The following is a 19,442-nucleotide window of genomic DNA, read 5'->3' as shown; positions in this document are numbered from 1 at the left end:
CCCCGTATCTCACGGAACCGGGGATCAGCGGTTCACTCCGAATGTTCCGCGAACGCCTGGAGAAGTTTCTCCGCCACCATGGGCCCGTACTTTTGCAGCTGTTCCGGGGTCATCATCTGGGTATGCCTGCAATCTATCCTGCGGAAGTCGATGGTGTCGGTGAGATAGGGATCCCACACCCCGGGGTCGAGCCGGTGGTCCGTCTCGCCTCCCGCGGCGGCCACGATCAGCGCCGGCGCGGAGACGGGGCGGGGGGTGTTGTCCAGGCCGAGCAGGGCGTTGTTCATCGTCAGGCGCATCATGGCCTCGATTTCGGGCTCCTTGAGGCTGGCCATGGCGGTGTTCTCCGTGCTGAGCAGCCGCATCGCGTCCTCGTGGGTAAGCCGCGCCGTTTCCTCGTCGGTCAGTTCGATGTCGAAGTTCGCCAGCATGGCCCGGTACACATCACCCACGCGCACCTTGGGCATCGCCTCTTCGACGGCGCGACGGCTGCCCGGGTTGACCGGGAAACAGTCGAGGAGGGTCAGTAGCCCGACGTGCCGCCCGCGCTTTTCCAGCAGGGCCGCGATGGAATGGGCGACGATACCGCCGAAGGACCATCCCAGGAGATAGTAAGGACCTTCCGGCTGAACGTTAAGGATCTGCTCGACATAGTCCTCGGCCATTTCCTCGACCGATTGCGGGAGTTCTTCCGGGCCGGTCAGGCCACGGGCCTGGATGCCGTAGACGGGGATGTCCCGGTCGATGTACCGCAGCAGCCCGGAGTAGGGCCAGCTGAGGCCGGATCCCGCGTGCACACAGAAGACGGGCTTGCGGTCGCCCCCCGTCCGCAGGGGCAGCACCACATCGAGGTCGTTCCCGCCGCCGCCCGCGTCCAGCCGCTCGGCCAGCCCGGCGACGGTGGGCGCCTCGAACAGCGTCCTGAGCGACAGTTCCACTCCCAGCACCCCGCGGACCCGGGCCACCAGGCGGGTGGCCAGGAGCGAGTGTCCGCCGAGGTCGAAGAAGTTGTCGTCGACACCGACCCGGTCCGCGCCCAGGACCTCGGCGAACAGCTCGCAGAGCAGTTCCTCGCGGGGTGTGCGCGGCGCTCTTCCGGGCGTGTCCGCGGCGAAGGAGGGGGCGGGGAGCGCCCTTTGGTCAAGTTTGCCGTTGGGGGTCAGCGGCACCGCCGCGACGGCCACCACGGCGGCCGGGACCATGTGCTCGGGCAGCCGCTCCGCCGCGTACGCCCGCAGGCCGCGGACGTCGGGTTCCGCCGTGTCGTCGGCGGCGGGCACCACATAGCCGACCAGCCGCACATCCCCGGGTGTGTCCTCTCGGGCCACCACGGCCGCCTGCCGCACCGACGGGTGGCCCGCCAGCACCGCCGCGATCTCGCCAGGCTCGACGCGGAAGCCGCGGACCTTCACCTGCTCGTCGGCCCGGCCCGCGAACTCCAGCTGCCCGTCCGTACGCCATCGCGCCACGTCCCCGGTCCGGTACATCCGCGCCCCGGGCTCGAACGGGCAGGCCACGAACCGCTCCGCCGTCAGTCCAGGCCGCCCCAGATAGCCACGGGTGACGAGGTCGCCGGCGATGTACAGCTCGCCGTGGACGCCGGGGGGTACGGGGCGCAAGGCGGCGTCGAGGACATGGACGCGCGTGTTGTGGATCGGCCGGCCGATGGGGACCGGGCCCGGGGAGCCGTGGTCACCGGGTTCGAGCCGGAACTCGGTGCAGCCGACCGTCGCCTCGGTGGGCCCGTACTCGTTGATGACGGTCACCCCGGGGTGGCGGCGGCGCCATGCGTCGAGCACGTCGCCCGCCAGCGCCTCACCGCCCAGGACGAGCTGCGAGCTGGGCGTGAACTCCTCGGGGAGTTCCGCCAGCAGTGCCAGGTGCGACGGCGTCGCCTTGGAGAACGCCGGCCGCGGTGGGTGTCCTTCCCCGTGGGCCCGTTCGTCCAGGTCCATCAGGTGCACCGTGCCTCCGCGGGTGAGCGGCGCGAGCAGCCCGGTGACCGTGAGGTCGAAGGAGATCGAGGAGTGGACCAGGGCGCGCCCGGCGACGCTGTGGTACGACGTGCGGGCCCAGGCCAGGTAGGTGGCCACCGACCGCTGCTCGACCACCACGCCCTTCGGCCGCCCCGTCGACCCCGAGGTGTAGATCGTGTACGCGGGGTTGCGGGGGTGCAGCGGGGCCTTGCGGTCGGCGTCGGTCACGGGGTGCGCCGGCAGAGCGGCGAGCGTGTCCGCGGTCTCGGGGGTGTCCAGCAGCAGATGCGGGTGGCCCGTGTCCGGGAGCAGGGGCGCCGCCTCGGTCGTGGTGAGCACGCACAGGGGGGCGGCGTCGTCCAGGGCGTACGCGAGCCGGTCGGCGGGGTGCTTCAGGTCGAGGGGCAGATAGGCGGCCCCGGACTTCAGCACCGCCAGGAGCGCGACCAGCGTCTCGGTCGAGGGCGGTACGGCGAGGGCGACGAACCGCTCCGGGCCGGCGCCCTCGCCGACCAGGTGCCGGGCGAGCCGGTTGGCCCGCTCGTGGAGCTCCTGGTAGGTGAGGCGTGTCCCCGCGGCCTCGACCGCCACCGCGTGCGGGGTGGCTTCGGCCTGCGCCTGGAACAGGTCGGCCAGGGTGGTGTCCGGCAGGTCGCGGTCGGTCCCGTTCCACTCGTGCAGCACCCGCCGCCGTTCGGCGTCGGTGAGGACGTCGATCTCGCCGACGGGCCGGCGCGGGTCGGCGGCCACCGCTTCGGCCACCTTGCCCAGCCGGGCCACGATCGCCTCCGCGGCGTCGTGGTCGAACAGGTCGGTGGCGTAGCGCAGGGCGCCGGCCAGGCCCGCCGGGGCGCCTTCGGCGGTGAAGCGCTCCACGAAGGTGAAGTCGAGATCGAATTTGGCGGCCCCGGTGCCGGCGTCGGCGAAGCGGACGTCGAGCCCGGGCAGGGCCAGCTCGGCCTGCTCGGTGTTGCCGAGCGACATCATGACCTGGAACAGCGGGTGCCGGTTGGTGGCGCGCGGCGGGTTGATGATCTCCACCAGCCGCTCGAACGTCAGGTCCTGGTGGGCGTAGACGGCCAGGTCGGTCTCGCGGACCCGGGCGACCACGTCGGCGAAGGTGGGGTTCCCCGACAGATCGGTGCGCAGCACCAGGGTGTTGACGAAGAACCCGATCAGGTCGTCGAGGGCCTGATCCGTGCGGCCCGCGATCGGGGCGCCCATGACGATGTCGTCACCGGCGCCGAGCCGGGACAGCAGCACCGCGGTGGTGGCCTGGAGCGTCATGAAGACGCTCGCGCCGGACCGGGCCGCGAGGTCCGCCAGCCCGCGGTGCACGGGGGCGGGCAGCTCGAACGGGACAATCTCGCCCCGGTGGGTGGGGTTGTCGGGGCGGGGCCGCGAGGTGGGCAGGGACAGTTCCTCGGGCGCCCCGGCCAGCATCTGCCGCCAGAACGCCACCTGCTGGGAGATGGCGCTGTCCGGGTCGTCCTCGCGGCCCAGCACCTCGCGCTGCCACAGGGTGAAGTCGGCGTACTGGACGGGCAGTTCGCGCCAGCGGGGGGCGTCGCCGGCCCGGCGAGCGCTGTAGGCGGCGACCAGGTCCTTGGCGAGCGGGGCCAGGGACCATCCGTCGGAGGCGATGTGGTGCACCAGCACCAGCAGGACGGACTCCTCGCTCGCGGTCCGGAAGAGCCAGGCACGGATGGGCACGTCGTGGGCGAGGTCGAAGCCGTGGCGGGCCGCGGCCTCCAGGGCCGCGGGCAGGTCGTCCTCGTCGATCGCGCGGGTCTCCCAGCCGATCCGGGCGCGGTCGGGGTCCAGGATCAGCTGCCGCGGCTCGCCGTCGGCCTCGGGGAAGACGGTGCGCAGCGACTCGTGCCGGCCGACCACGTCGAGCAGTGCGGCGTGCAGCGCCTCGGCGTCGAGGGTGCCGGTCAGCCGTAGGGCCAGCGGCATGTTGTACGTCGCCGAGGGCCCCTCCAGCTGGTGCAGGAACCAGAGCCGGCGCTGCGTGAACGACAGCGGGATCAGGTCCGGGCGCTCCATCGGCACCAGCGCGGCACGCGCCCGGCCGCTGCTTGCCAGGCGCTGGGCGAGTCCGGCGACGGTCGGTGCCTCGAAGACGGTGCCGATGGGCACCTCCACCCCGAAGACGCTCCTGATCCGGCTGGTCAGCCGGGTCGCCAGCAGGGAGTGGCCGCCCAGGTCGAAGAAGCTGTCGTCGATGCCGACCCGCTCCAGGCCGAGCACTTCGGCGAACAGGTCGCACAGTTCGGCCTCCCGCGGTGTCCTCGGCTCACGGCCGGCGCTGAGCGCCCCGTAGTCGGGGGCGGGCAGCGCCGCGCGGTCAAGCTTGCCGATCGGGGAGAGCGGCAGCCGGTCGAGGACGACGAAGGCGGCGGGCACCATGTACTCGGGCAGCCAGCCGCGCAGCTTGGCGCGCAGGTCGAGGCTGAGCTCGAGGTGGCGGCGGGAGGTGGCGGGGCTGTTGGCATACGCCGTGGCGGCGCGGGTGGCGGTGGCGCCGCGGTAGGCGGCGACCAGGGTGTTGCCCGGCCCGGCGGGCAGGAAGACCGCGTCGAACAGCTCGTCCCGGCCGGAGGCCGGCCAGGTGGCGACGGCGTCCATGCCCCGGGCTCCGGCGAGCCCGTGAACGGCCTCCGGGTCCAGGGCCGCGCCGGTGCCGGGGGCCTGCCCGCCCGGGTCGCCGGCCCCTTCGATGGCCAGCAGCGCGTGGTGGTCGGCCACCAGCCGCGCGTTGGGCACGTCGGTGACGCGGACCCCGGCCGGGTTACGGCCCAGCGCCGCCGCGAGCCCTTCGGCGGTGGCGCCGACGGCCTCCCAGGAGAGCTCGGGCAGGCCGTCGGCCGTGACCGGCTCCGCGGGGGCCTTGCGGATCACCACGTCGTAGCGGTAACGGGAGAGCTCGTTGGCGTAGGTGGCCCGCTTGAGCCGGATGTCGACGCCGCCGACGCCTTCCAGGGTTGCGCCGAGCGTGGTGAAGAAGTCGGGGGCCAGGAGAAGTTCCTCCTCGCCGGCGACCTTCTGCTCGACGAGCGCCAAGGCGGCTTCGGGGTCCGCGCCGGCGGCCGGCCGGTGAGCGACCACTCCGGCCTGCAGCCGGCGCAGCAGCCGCAGGTTGCGGATGTCGCCGAGGACGAGGGAGCCGCCGGGGGTGAGCAGGTCCAGGCTCTTGCGGATGACGTCGACCAGATAGTCGGCGTGGGGGAAGTACTGGGCCACCGAGTTGAGGACGACGGTGTCGAAGAAGCCCCTGGGCAGGCCGGTGGTGTCGTCGGCGGGCTGGGCGCGCAGTTCGACGCGGTCCGCCAGGTCCGCCCGGTCCGCGACCCGCGCCCGCAGGGTGTCGATGGCCGCGGACGAGAAGTCGGTGCCCCAGTAGGCGGCGCAGTGCGGGGCGACCTGGGAGAGGATCAGGCCGTTGCCGACGCCGAGTTCGAGCACGTTGCGCGGCTCGAGCCCGAGGATCCGCTCGACGGCCGCGGCACGCCACTCACGCATCTCGGCGAGCGGGATCGGGGAGCCGTCGTAGCTGCTGGTCCAGATCCCGAAGTCGTCCCAGAACCCGCCGCGTTCGGCCTGGTCCCGGTAGACGGACTCGTACACCTCCTGCCAGGAGGCGACCTGCCGGCCGTCCTCGGCGCCGTCGCGGCGCTCCGCCCAGTCCCGGTCGGGCACGACGTAGCCGACCAGCCGCGGGGTGTCGTTGTCCTGGCGCACCACCACGGCGGCCGCGGCGATGCCTTCCTGCCGGGTCAGCGCGGCCTCGATCTCGCCGGGTTCGATGCGGAATCCGCGCACCTTGACCTGGTCGTCGGCCCGGCCGACGAACTCCAGGCCGCCGGCGGGGCGCCACTTGACCAGGTCGCCGGTGCGGTACATGCGGGTGCCCGGCGCTCCGTAGGGGCCGGCCACGAAGCGTTCGGCGGTGAGGGCGCGCCGGTCGAGGTAGCCGCGGGCCAGGAAGGGCCCCGCGAGGTACAGCTCGCCGGGGACACCTTCGGGCACCGGCCGCAGCCGGTCGTCCAGCACGTACACCTGGGCGTTGCGCAGCGGCAGCCCGATCAGCGGCGGGCGGCCCGGCCCGGTCACCTCGCTCGCGGTGATCCAGACCGTGGCCTCCGTCGGCCCGTACAGGTTGACCACGCCGCCGCCCTGGGCGTGCATCCGCTCGGCGAGCGCGGCGGGCAGCGCCTCGCCGCCGACCAGCAGCCGCACGCCGCCAAGACCGTCGGTCTCCTGCGCGAGCATCGCGCGGTACACCGAGGGAGTGCCCTGGAAGACCGTGGCGCCGCTGTCGCGGATCAGGCGCCGCAGGGCGGTCGGGTCCTTGGCGACCGGGTCGGTGGCGAGTTCCACGCTCGCGCCGGACAGCAGCGGGGCGTAGATCTCGACGGCCGCGATGTCGAAGGTGACGGTGGTCGCCGCCACCATGCGGTCCTGGGGGGCGAGCTGGAGGCGGTCGGTGACGGAGTCCAGGAACTGGGCGATGCTCGCGTACGAGATCACCACGCCCTTGGGGTAGCCGGTGGAACCGGAGGTGTAGATGACGTAGGCGGCGTTGGACGGGTGGATCGGCGCGCGCCGGTCGGCGTCGGTCAGGTCGTCCGCCGCGAGGGCGGCCAGCCGCTCCCGCGTCCCGGCGTCGTCGAGCCGGACGGTCAGGTCCGGCAGCGGGCTGGGCAGCCGCTCGTGGACGCCCTCGGTGGTGATCAGCGCGGCCGGCGCGGCGTCCCGCAGGACGTAGGCCAGCCGGTCGGCGGGATGGGTCGGGTCCAGGGGCAGATAGGTCGCGCCGGCCTTCTGCACGGCCAGCATCGCGACCACCAGGTCCACGGAGCGGGGCAGGGCGAGCGCGACCACGCTCTCTGGGCCGGTCCCGCGGTCCAGCAGCAGCCGGGCCAGCCGGTTGGCGCGGGCGTTGAGCTCGGCGTAATCGGCACTCTCGGCGCCGGCCCGGACGGCGGGGGCGCCGGGGGTCAGCGCGGCCTGCCGCTGGAACCGCTCGTGCGCGAGCTCGGCGGGCGGCGGCGCGCCGGTGTCGTTGCGGGCCACCAGCGCCTCGGTCCGCTCCGCGGGCGACAGCAGCTCGGCGTCGGCGACGCGCACCGCCGGGTCGAGCACGACCGCGCGCAGCAGGCGTTCGTACCAGCCGGCGATCCGCTCGGCCGTGGCCCGGTCGAACAGCTCGGTGGCGTACTCCAGGGTGGCGCTCAGCCCGGCGGGCGCGCCGTCGTCGTCCTGCCCCTCGGCGAGGCTGAGGAAGAGGTCGAACTTGGCGTTGTCGCCGTCCAGCGGGTACGGGGCCGCGTCGACATCGTGCATGCGCAGCGTGGGTGTGTCCACGTTGTGGAGGGCGAACATCACCTGGAACAGCGCGTTGCTGGCCAGTGAGCGGACCGGGTTCAGCGCCTCCACCAGGTACTCGAACGGTAGGTCCTGGTGGGCGTACGCGGCCAGCGCGGTGTCCCGGACCCGGCCGATCAGCTCGTCGAAGCGCGGGTTCCCCGAGGTGTCGGTGCGCAGCACCAGGGTGTTGACGAAGAAGCCCACCAGGTCGGTCAGGGCCTCGTCGGTGCGGCCCGCGATCGGGACGCCGACGGGTATGTCCTGGCCTGCGCCGAGCCGGGAGAGCAGGGCGGCGAAACCGGCCTGCAACACCATGAACAGGGTCGACTGGGAGTCGGCGGCGACCTTGCGCAGCCCCGCGTGCAGCTCCGCGTCCAGGGTGAACGTCAGGATGTCGCCGCTGTAGCCGGCGACCGCCGGGCGCGGCCGGTCGGTGGGCAGTTCGAGCTGGGACGGGATGCCGGCCAGGGCGCCCTTCCAGTGGGCGAGCTGCCGCGAGACCAGGCTGTCCGGCTCGTCGGTCCGGCCCAGGAGCTCCTGCTGCCAGATCGAGTAGTCCACGTACTGGACCGGCAGCGGCTGCCACGCGGGCGCCGAGCCGGTCAGCCGGGCCCGGTACGCCTCGGCGAGGTCCCGCATCAGCGGGGCACGGGACGCGCCGTCGCCGATGATGTGGTGCATCAGGACGACCAGAACCGGCCCGCCCGGCTCGGCCGGAGCGGCCGGAGCGGGCCCGCCGTCAGCCGCTTCCGGCACGAACAGCCAGGCGCGCACCGGAGGTTCGCGGTCCAGGTCGAAGTGGTGGCCGACCGCCCGCCGCACGGCCTCGTGCAGCCGCTCGGCGGGCACCCGCTCGGCGTCCAGCCGCAGCACGGCCCCGGCCGGGTCGAGCACCACCTGCCGCGGTTCGCCGTCGCTCTCCGGGAAGACCGTACGCAGCGACTCGTGCCGCTCCACCAGGTCCTGAAGGGCCGCCCCCAGCGCGTCCTGGTCCACCGGCCCGGACAGCCGGAGCGCGAGCGGCCAGTTGTACGAGGAGGACGGTCCCTCCAGCCGGTGCAGGAACCAGAGCCGGCGCTGCGCGAAGGACAGCGGCACGGCCTCAGGCCGCGCCATCGGCGCCAGCCGCGTACGGGCCGGGCCGCCCGTCTCCAGCCGGGCGGCCAGCCCGGCCACGGTCGGGGTCTCGAAGACCGCGCCGATCGGCACCTCGACACCGAGGGCGGCCCGGATCCGGCTGACCAGGCGGTCGGCGAGCAGCGAGTGTCCGCCCAGGTCGAAGAAGCTGTCGTCGATGGTCACCCGGTCCACGCCGAGGACACCGGCGAACAGCCCGCACAGCAGCTCCTCCTGGGGCGTGCGCGGGGCACGGCCACTGCTGAGGGCGCCGAAGTCCGGGGTGGGCAGGGCGCGGCGGTCCAGCTTGCCGTTGGGTGTCAGCGGGACCGCGTCGATCGCCACCACGGCCGCCGGAACCATGTAGTCCGGCAGCCGCTCCGCGACGTGCGCGCGCAGCTCGGCGGGGTCGGCGGCTTCCGTGTCGGCGGCTTCCGTGTCGGCGGTGGCGGTGTCCGTGACCACGTAGCCGATGAGCCGGGTGTCGCCCGGCCCGGCCTCGTGTGCCACGACGACCGCCTGCCGCACCCGCGGATGGTCCAGCAGGGCCGCGGCGATCTCGCCGGGCTCGATCCGGAACCCGCGCACCTTGACCTGCTCATCCGCCCGGCCGGAGTACTCCAGCTGGCCGTCCGCACGCCACCGCGCCAGATCGCCGGTCCGGTACATCCGCGCCCCGGACTCGAACGGACAGGCCACGAAGCGTTCCGCGGTCAGTCCGGCACGGCCCAGGTAGCCGCGGGCCAGCTGGGCGCCGGCGACGTACAGTTCGCCGACCGAGCCGGTGGGCACCGGGCGGAGCCGGTCGTCGAGGACGTAGGCCCGCATGTTCCAGAACGGCCGGCCGATGGGGACCGGCCCCGAGGGCAGCTTGTCCTTCGGGCCGATGCGGAACTCGGTGCAGTTGACGGTGGTCTCGGTGGGCCCGTACGCGTTGACCACGGTGACCCGCCGGTGCGCCGCCCGCCACTCGGCGAGGACCTCCGCGGTCAGCGCCTCGCCGCCGAGGATCAGCGTCTCGCCGGGCGACCACTGCCGCGGCAGCTCGCCCAGCATCGGCAGATGCGAGGGGGTCGCCTTGAGCAGCGCCACCGGCACGGCGTTGTCCTGGGAGTGGGCCTCCTCCAGCCCGCTCAGATACACCCGGCCGCCGACGACCAGGGTGGTGAACAGCCCGGTGACGGTGAGATCGAAGGCGATCGAGGTGGGCACCAGGGTGGCGCCCCGGGCCGCCGGGTAGTGGTGCGTCGTCCAGTTGAGGTAGTTGGCGACGGCACGGTGCTCCACCATCACGCCCTTGGGCGTGCCGGTGGAACCGGAGGTGTAGATGACGTACGCCGGATGCTCCATCTCGACGTCCACTTCGGGATCGAAGTCCGGGTACGCCGACAGGTCGCGCGCCAGCGCCTCCTCGTCCAGGACGAGCGCGGGCGCCGCGTCGGCGAGGACGAACGCCCGCCGCTCCGCCGGGTACTCCGGGTCCACCGGCACATAGGCACCGCCGGCCTTCAGCACGGCGAGCAGGGCCACCACCGTGTCCACCGAGCGCGGCAGCACCACGCCCACCAGCCGCTCCGGGCCCACGCCCGCCTCGATCAGCCAGTGCGCCAGCCGGTTCGCCCGCGCGTTCAGCTCCCCGTACGTCAGCGACGTGCCGCCGCTCACCACCGCCACCGCGTCGGGGCTGCGCCGCACCTGGGTCTCGAACAGCTCGGAGAGGGTCGCCTGCTCCACCTCGACGGCCGTGTCGTTCCAGGACGTCAGCACCTGTCCGCGCTCTTCCTCCGCCAGCAGCTCCACCTGGCCGATCCGCACCGACGGATCCGCCAGCACCTGCTCAAGCAGCCGCAGCCACCGCTCCAGCACGCTCTGGACCGTCGAGCGGTCGAAGAGGTCCGTCGCGTACTTCATGGCGCCGGCGATGCCCGCGGGGGTGCCCGAGGCCGTGTGCCGCTCCATCACGTTCACCGACAGGTCGACCTTGGCGGTCTCGATGTCGACCGGTTCGCCGCCGACCTCGAGGCCGGGCAGCTCGTACCCCCCGGTCGGGTTGTCCTGGACGACGAGCATCACCTGGAAGAACGGGTGGTGCCCGGCCGAGCGCTGCGGCTTGAGCACGTCCACCAGGTGGTCGAAGGGCACGTCCTGGTGCGCGTACGCGGCCAGGTTGGCCTCCCGGACCCGCTCCACCAGATCACGGAAGCACGGGTCGCCCGAGGTGTCGGTGCGCAGCACCAGGGTGTTGACGAAGAAGCCCACCAGGTCGTCCAGCGCGTCGTCCATGCGCCCGGCGATCGGCGAACCCATCGGGATGTCGGTGCCCGCGCCGAGGCGGGTCAGCAGCGCCGCCAGGGCCGCCTGCACCACCATCGGCACCGTCGCACCCGACTCGCGCGCCAGTGCGGCCATCTTCCGGTGCAGTCCGGCGTTCAGCTCGAAGCCGACGGACGCGCCGTCGTACGAGGCCGCCGCGTGCCGGGACCGGTCGGCGGGCAGGGCGATCCGCTCGGGCAGACCGGCCAGCGCGGTGCGCCAGTGGGCGACCTGCTGGGCGTACAGGCTCTGTGGATCGTCCTCGGCACCGAGGAGTTCGCGCTGCCACAGGGCGTAGTCGATGTACTGCACGGGCAGCGGGTCCCACTGCGGGGCCCGCCCCTGCTGCCGTTCGGTGTAGGCCACCACCACATCACGGGCCAGTGGACCCATCGACCAGCCGTCACCGGCGATGTGGTGCAGCAACAGCAGCAGCACCCAGTCGTCCGGCCCGAGCTCGAACAGCGTCGCCCGGAACGGCGCCTCGGCGGTCAGGTCGAAGCCGTGGCGGGCCGCCTCCTCCAGCGCGGCCGGCAGCTCCGCCTCGGTCACTCGCCGGTGCTCCCAGGCCAGTGCGGCCTCGGCCCCGTCCAGCACCACCTGGTACGGCTCGCCGTCGACCTCGCCGAAGACCGTACGCAGCGGCTCGTGCCGGCCGACCGCGTCCCGCAGCGCCTCCCGCAGCGCCCCCGGGTCCACCACGCCCTTCAGCCGCAGCGGCAGCGGCATGTTGTACGTCGCCGAGGGCCCCTCCAGCCGGTGCAGGAACCACAGCCGGCGCTGTGCGAACGACAGCGGCACGACCTCGGGGCGGGGCATCGGCTTCAGGGCCGTACGGGTCGGGCCGCCGAGTTCCAGCTGCTCCACGAGCCCGGCCACCGTCGGCGACTCGAACAGCACCCGGAAGGGAATCTCGATGCCCAGCTCACTGCGGACGCGGCTGACCAGGCGGTTGGCCAGCAGCGAATGCCCGCCCAGGTCGAAGAAGCTGTCGTCGACACCGACCCGCTCCACCCCCAGGATCTCGGCGAACAGCCCGCACAGCGCCTCCTCCTGCGGTATCCGGGGACCGTGGCCGTCGACGGACGACGCGTAGTCGGGGACGGGCAGGGCCCTGCGGTCCAGCTTGTCGTTGGGCGTCAGCGGCAGCCGCTCCAGCACGACGACCGCCGACGGCACCATGTACTCCGGCAGGCGCTCCGCCAGCCCGGCGACGAGCGTCTGCGGGTCGGGCGCGGTGTCACCGTCCGGTACCACGTAGGCGACCAGGCGCTGGTCGCCGGGGGTGTCCTCGCGGACCAGCGCCACGGCCTGGCGCACGCCGTCGACACCGGTGAGCAACGCCTCGATCTCACCCGGCTCGATACGGAACCCACGGACCTTGACCTGCTCGTCCGCACGCCCCACGAACTCCAGCCGGCCATCCGCACGCCACCGCGCCAGATCGCCCGTGCGGTACATCCGCACACCCGGCTCGAAGGGCGAGGCGACGAACCGCTCGGCGGTCAGCCCGGCCCGGCCCGCATAGCCGCGCGCCAGCCCGGCGCCCGAGGCGTACAGCTCACCCACCACACCGGCGGGCACCGGCCGCAACGCCTCATCCAGCACAAACAACCTGGTGTTGGTCACCGGGCGGCCGATCGGCACCACACCGTCGTCCGACAGCGCATCACTCATCGAGACGCACACGGTCGACTCCGTCGGCCCGTACGCGTTCACCACCCGACGCCCCCGCGACCACCGGGCCACCAGCCCTGGCGGCGCCGCCTCGCCGGCCAGCACCACACACTCCAGCGACGGCAGTGACGCCTCCGCCCCCGCAGGCACCCCACCCAACACCGACGGCGGCAACGTCACATGCGTCACCCCCTGCTCCCCCAACACATCCCGCAACACCTCACCCACCAGACGACCACCCTCGGGCACCACCAGCGCGGCACCCGAGCCGAACGCCATCACCAACTCCCAGAACGCCGCATCAAAACTCGGCGACGCGAACTGCAGGACGCGGCTGTCGGAGGTGACGTTCAGACGTCCGGCCTGCGCATGGGCCAGACTCGCCACGCCGCCGTGGGAGACCACCACGCCCTTCGGCCGACCCGTCGAACCCGAGGTGTAAATCACGTACGCAGGGTGTTCCAGCGCAACACCAACCCCAGGGTCGGTGTCCGGGAACGCCGACAGATCACGAGCCAGTGCCTGATCGTCCAGCACCAGCACCGGCCGCGCATCCGCCAGCATGAACGCACGCCGCTCCGCCGGATACCCCGGATCCACCGGCACATAAGCACCGCCCGCCTTCAACACGGCAAGAACCGCCACCACCAGATCCACCGAACGCGGCAACTCCACCGCAACCAACCGCTCGGGCCCCACGCCCTCATCGATCAGCCAATGCGCCAACCGGTTCGCCCGAGCGTTCACCTCCCCGTACGACAGGGCCTCAGCGCCACACACCAGCGCGGTCGCATCGGGAGCCCGCCGCACCCGCGCCTCGAACAACCCGGCCAGGGTCTCCGGCGGCACCTCGACGGCCGTGTCGTTCCAGCTCGTCAACAGCTGCCGTCGCTCGGCCTCCGCCAGCAGCTCCACCCCACCGATCCGCACCGACGGATCCGCCACCACCTGCTCCAACAACCGCGCCCACCGCGCCAGCACACTCTCAACCGACGCACGGTCGAACAACTCGGTCGAGTACTGGACGGCGGAGACCACGCCTGCCGGCTCGCCGTCGTGACCGTGGCGCTCCACCACGTTGAGTTCGAGGTCGGCCTTGGACACGTTGAGGTCCACGCCCTCGACCTCGACCTGCAGACCGGGCAGCTCGAAGGACGCCCCCTGGGCGTTCTGCAGGCCGAGGATGACCTGGAACAGCGGGTGGTGGGAGGTCGACCGCTGGGGGTTCAGCAGCTCCACCAGGTGCTCGAACGGCACCTCTTGGTGTGCGTACGCGGCCAGGTTGGTCTCCCGGACCCGCTCCAGCAACGTCTCGAAGCTCGGGTCGCCTGAGGTGTCGGTGCGCAGCACCAGCGTGTTGACGAAGAATCCGATCAGGTCGTCCAGCGCGTCGTCCATGCGCCCGGCGATCGGCGAGCCGAGCGGGATGTCGGTGCCCGCCCCGAGACGGGTCAGCAACGCCGCCATACCGGCCTGCAACACCATGAAGACGGTCGTGTTCGTACGGCGGGCGAGCTCGACCAGCCGCCCGTGCAACTCCGCGTCCAGCTCGTACACGAGGGAGGCACCCTCGTACGAGGCGACAGCGGGACGGGGGCGGTCGGCGGGGAAGGTCGCCTGCTCCGGCAGGCCGGCGAGCTGTGCGCGCCAGTACTCCACCTGCTCGGCGTAGACACTGGCGCTGTCGGTCTCGTCGCCGAGCAGTTCCCGCTGCCACAGCGTGTAGTCCGCGTACTGGGCGGGCAGCTCGGCCCACTGCGGGGCCTGCCCCCGCGAGCGTGCCGTGTAGGCCTCCACCACATCGCGGGCCAGCGGGCCCATCGACCAGCCGTCGCCGGCGATGTGGTGCAGCAACAGCAGCAGAGTGCTCTGTTCGGGCCCGGTTTCGAAGAGCCAGGCCCGCAAGGGGACCTCGGAGGAGAGGTCGAACCCGTGGCGGGCACCCGCCTCCAGGGCCTCGGGCAGCTCTGCCTCGGCGATCACACGGTGTTCCCAGCCGAATCCGGCGCCCGCCGCGTCCAGCACGACCTGCCGCGGCCGGCCGTCGACCTCGGGGAAGACGGTGCGCAGCGACTCGTGCCGGGCAAACACGTCACGCAGGGCGGCGTGCAGCGCGTCGGCGTCCACCTTGCCGGACAGGCGCAGGACCAGCGGCATGTTGTACGTCGCCGACGGCCCCTCCAGCTTGTGCAGGAACCACAGCCGGCGCTGCGCGAACGACAACGGCACCACACCCGGACGCTCCACCCGCACCAAGGCCGTACGCGTCCGCCCCCCGACCTCACCCAGACGGCCCGCCAGACCCGCCACCGTCGGAGCACCGAACACATCCTTGATCGGCACCTCCACACCCAGCACACTCCGAACCCGGCTCACCAACCGCGTCGCGAGGAGAGAGTGACCACCCAGGTCGAAGAAGCTGTCATCGACGCCGACCCGATCGACGCCGAGCACCTCGGCGAACAGCCCGCACAACACCTCTTCCTGCGGGGTACGCGGACCACGCCCACCCACCGTCACCGCATAATCCGGCACCGGCAGGGCCTTGCGGTCCAACTTTCCGTTCGGCGTCAGCGGCAGCCGGTCCAGCACCACCACAGCCGACGGGACCATGTACTCCGGCAGACGTTCCGCCAGAGCCGAGGTGAGCGCCTGCGGGTCGGGCGCGGCGCCACTCGCCGGCACCACATAGGCGACCAGGCGCTGATCGCCGGGGGTGTCCTCACGGACCAGCACCGTCGCCTGCGCCACCGGCTCGGCGCCGACCAGCAGGGACTCGATCTCGCCGGGCTCGATGCGGAACCCACGGACCTTGACCTGCTCGTCGGCCCGGCCCAGGAACTCCAGTCGGCCGTCCGCCCGCCGGCGCACCAGGTCGCCGGTGCGGTACATCCGCTCGCCCGGCTCGAAGGGCGAGGCGACGAACCGCTCGGCGGTCAGCCCGGCCCGGCCCGCATAGCCGCGCGCCAGGCCCGCGCCGGAGACGTACAGCTCGCCCGGAACGCCGACCGGGACCAGGCGCAGACCGGCGTCGAGCACATGAATCCGGGAGTTGGCCACGGGACGTCCGATCGGCACCACTGCGCCGGGCGTCGAGTCGCCGTCGAGCACCGTGTTGGTGGAGACGCAGACCGTCGTCTCCGTCGGCCCATAGGCGTTGATCAGCCGGCGCCCGGCCGACCAGCGGGCGGCCAGCTCCGGCGGGAGGGCCTCCCCGCCCACCACCACGGTCGCCAGCCGCGGCAAGGCGGATTCGACACCGTCGAAGGTGATGGCGCGCAGCACCGACATCGGCAGCTGCACATGTGTGACGCCCTCTTCGGCCAGCAGCCGCCGAAGCGCCTCGTTCGACAGCCGTCCCGGCTCGGGGAGGACCAGCGTGGCTCCTGCGGCGAACGCGGTGCACAGATCGCCGAAGGCCACGTCGAAGCTGGGTGACGCGAACTGCAACACGCGGCTGTCGGCGGTCACCTCCAGACGCTCGACCTGGGTGCGCGCCAGGTCGGCGACGCCGGTGTGCGTGACCACGACCCCCTTGGGGGCGCCGGTGGAACCGGAGGTGTAGATGACGTACGCCGGGTGCCGGAGGTCGACCTCCACCCCGGGGTCCGTGTCCGGGTACGCCGACAGGTCGCGAGCCAGCGCCTGCGCATCCAGCACCACCACCGGCCGCGCGTCGGCGAGCATGTACGAGCGGCGGTCCGCCGGATAGTCGGGGTCCAGCGGTACGTAGCCGCCGCCGGCCTTGAGTACGGCGAGGACGGCGACCACCATCTCGACCGAGCGCGGCAGCTCCACGGCCACCAGCCGCTCGGGACCCACACCCTCGCCGATCAGCCAGTGAGCCAGCCGGTTCGCCCGGGCGTTGAGGTCGCCGTAGCCGACCGGCGCGCCGTCGAAGAGCACGGCGGTCGCCTCCGGGGCACGCCGTGCCTGGGCCTCGAACAGTCCGGCCAGGGTCGCCCCGGGCAGGTCGACGGATGTGTCGTTCCACTCGGAGAGCAGCTGCTTCCGCTCCGCCCCGGTCAGCAGCTCCGCCCGGCCGATCGGCGCCGACGGGTCCGCGAGCAGCTGCTCCAGCAGCCGCACCCAGCAGGCGACGAAGCCCTCAACCGTGGCGCGGTCGTACAGCGCCGTGGCGAACTCGGCCAGTGCCTCGATACCGGCCGGCTCGCCCGCCTCGTCGTAGCCTTCGATCACGTTGACCGCCAGGTCGGACTTGGCCACGTTGAGGTCCACGCCCTCGACCTCGACCTGCAGACCGGGCAGCTCGAACACCACGTCCTGCCCGCTCTGCAGGCCGAGGATGACCTGGAACAGCGGGTGGTGCGCGGTCGACCGCTGCGGGTTCAGCAGCTCCACCAGGTGCTCGAACGGCACGTCCTGGTGCGCGTACGCGGCCAGGCTGGTCTCCCGGACCCGCTCCACCAGCTCCTCGAAGCTCGGGTCGCCTGAGGTGTCGGTGCGCAGCACCAGCGTGTTGACGAAGAAGCCCACCAGGTCGTCCAGCGCGTCGTCCATGCGCCCGGCGATCGGCGAGCCGAGCGGGATGTCGGTGCCCGCCCCGAAACGGGTCAGCAGCGCCGCCATACCGGCCTGCAGCACCATGAAGACGGTCGTGTTCGTACGGCGGGCGAGCTCGACCAGCCGCCCGTGCAACTCCGCGTCCAGCTCGAAGGGCAGATGTGCGCCCTCGTAGGAGACCACTGCGGGACGGGGGCGGTCGGCGGGGAAGGTCACTTGCTCCGGCAGGCCGGCGAGCTGTGCGCGCCAGTACTCCACCTGCTCGGCGTAGACACTTGCGCTGTCGCTCTCGTCGCCGAGCAGTTCCCGCTGCCACAGCGTGTAGTCCGCGTACTGAACGGGCAGCTCGGCCCACTGCGGCGCCTGCCCCCGCGAGCGTGCCGTGTAGGCCTCCACCACATCGCGGGCCAGCGGGCCCATCGACCAGCCGTCACCGGCGATGTGGTGGACGAGGAGCAGCAGGACGTGTTCGTCCGGCCCGATCTCGAGTAACCAAGCGCGGACCGGGATTTCGGTGGCGAGGTCGAAGCCGTAGCGGGCCGCCTCCCCCAGAGCCTTCGGCAGCTCCTCCTCGGTCACCGGCCTGTGCTGCCAGTCGAGCCGCGCCTCCTGCGCGTCCAGCACCATTTGGCGCGGCTCACCATCGACCTCGGGGAAGACGGTGCGCAGCGACTCGTGCCGGGCGATCAGATCGTCCAGCGCGCTCCGGAGGGCGTCGGCGTCCACCGTGCCGGACAAGCGCAGGACCAGCGGCATGTTGTACGTCGCCGACGGCCCCTCCAGCTTGTGCAGGAACCACAGCCGGCGCTGCGCGAACGACAACGGCACCACATCCGGACGCTCCACCCGCACCAAGGCCGTACGCGTCCGCCCCCCGACCTCACCCAGACGACCCGCCAGACCCGCCACCGTCGGAGCACCGAACACATCCTTGATCGGCACCTCCACACCCAGCACACTCCGAACCCGGCTCACCAACCGCGTCGCGAGGAGAGAGTGACCACCGAGGTCGAAGAAGCTGTCATCGACGCCGACCCGATCGACGCCGAGCACCTCGGCGAACAGGCCGCACAACACCTCTTCCTGCGGGGTGCGCGGACCACGCCCACCCGCCGTCGCCGCATAATCCGGGACCGGCAGGGCCTTGCGGTCCAGCTTGCCGTTCGGCGTCAGCGGCAGCCGGTCCAGCACCACCACAGCCGACGGGACCATGTACTCCGGCAGGCGCTGGGACAGCGTCTCGCGGGCGGCCTTGACCACCGCACCGATCCCGCGCGCCGCCGCCGGGTTGTTCACCCAGGGGCCACCAGCGGACACCGGAGCATAAACGCCTGAGAGAACCGGCTCATCGCCCTCCGTCCGCCGGGGAAGGACGATCGCGTCGAAGAGTTCCACCGAACGCGGGGACCATGTCGCCACCACGCGCAGGCCCAGTTCCTCGCCCCGCGCCACCAGATCCTCCGGGTCCACACCCGTCAGATCCGACGGGGAATCGAGCCCGTCGAGCCGCCACTCGGCCGCCACCTCGGCCACCAGCCGGGCATTGGGAATTCCGGTCACCCTCACCGGGGCCCCGACACTCGCCAGGTCCAGTCCCGCTCCCCACTCCACCCGCGGCAGATCGGACACATCCAGCGCGTCGGCCGGCGCCTTGTGCAGCACCACCTCATAACGGTGGCGGGTCAGCTCATTGTGGTAGCCACCCCGCTTGAGCCGCACATCCACCGCACCGACACGCCCGTCCCGCGCCGCGATATCAGTGAAGAACTCCGGCGACACCACCAGTTCCTTCTCCAGCAGCACCGCACGATCGACCACCGCCCTCGCGGAAGCGCCACGCCCCTGATGGACCGCCGCGTGCAGCGCCCGCAACGACCCGGCATGCCGCACATCACCGATCACCAAACGCCCACCCGGCGCCAGCAACCCCAGCGCCCGATCCACCACACGCGCCAGATACTCCCCATCAGGGAAGTACTGCACCACAGAGTTGATCAACACCGTGTCGAAGTACTCACCCGGCAGCCCCTCGACCACATCGGCCGGCTGAGCACGCAACCGCACCCGATCCGCCAGCCCCGCCGCCGCCACCTGCCCCGACAACCGCTCGATCACCGCACCCGACAGATCCGTACCCCAGTACTCCTCCACACCACCCGCCAAATGCGCCATCAACAACCCGGAACCGACACCAATCTCCAGAAGCCGTCGGCCACCGAGACCACGCACCCGCTCCACCACAGCATCCCGCCACGCCCGCATCTCACCCAACGGAATCGGCTCACCCGAATACGAACTGTCCCACCCCGAAAAGTCCTCACCGAAGCGGACACCGTCCGACTCCGACCCCGCGTACACCGAGTCATAGATCTCACGCCACTCACCCACCTGCGCAACCTCGGAAGAACCCTCCTCACACGCAGCCGCAGCCTCCAGATCCGGCACCACATACGCCGCCAGCCG

General features: G+C 72.3%; 1 protein-coding gene. It reads right to left on the bottom strand.

The window, feature by feature from the left end; translation table 11 throughout:
* Positions 1-32 precede the first annotated feature (32 nt).
* A partial coding sequence (locus ACFZDL_RS39315) for a non-ribosomal peptide synthase/polyketide synthase (RefSeq protein ID WP_391193683.1) occupies positions 33-19,442 on the bottom strand: 19,410 nt, incomplete at its 5' end.

This window comes from Streptomyces sp. NPDC007917 (assembly GCF_042959105.1).
Taxonomy (GTDB): domain Bacteria; phylum Actinomycetota; class Actinomycetes; order Streptomycetales; family Streptomycetaceae; genus Streptomyces.
This window is presented reverse-complemented; position numbering and strand designations above follow the sequence as displayed.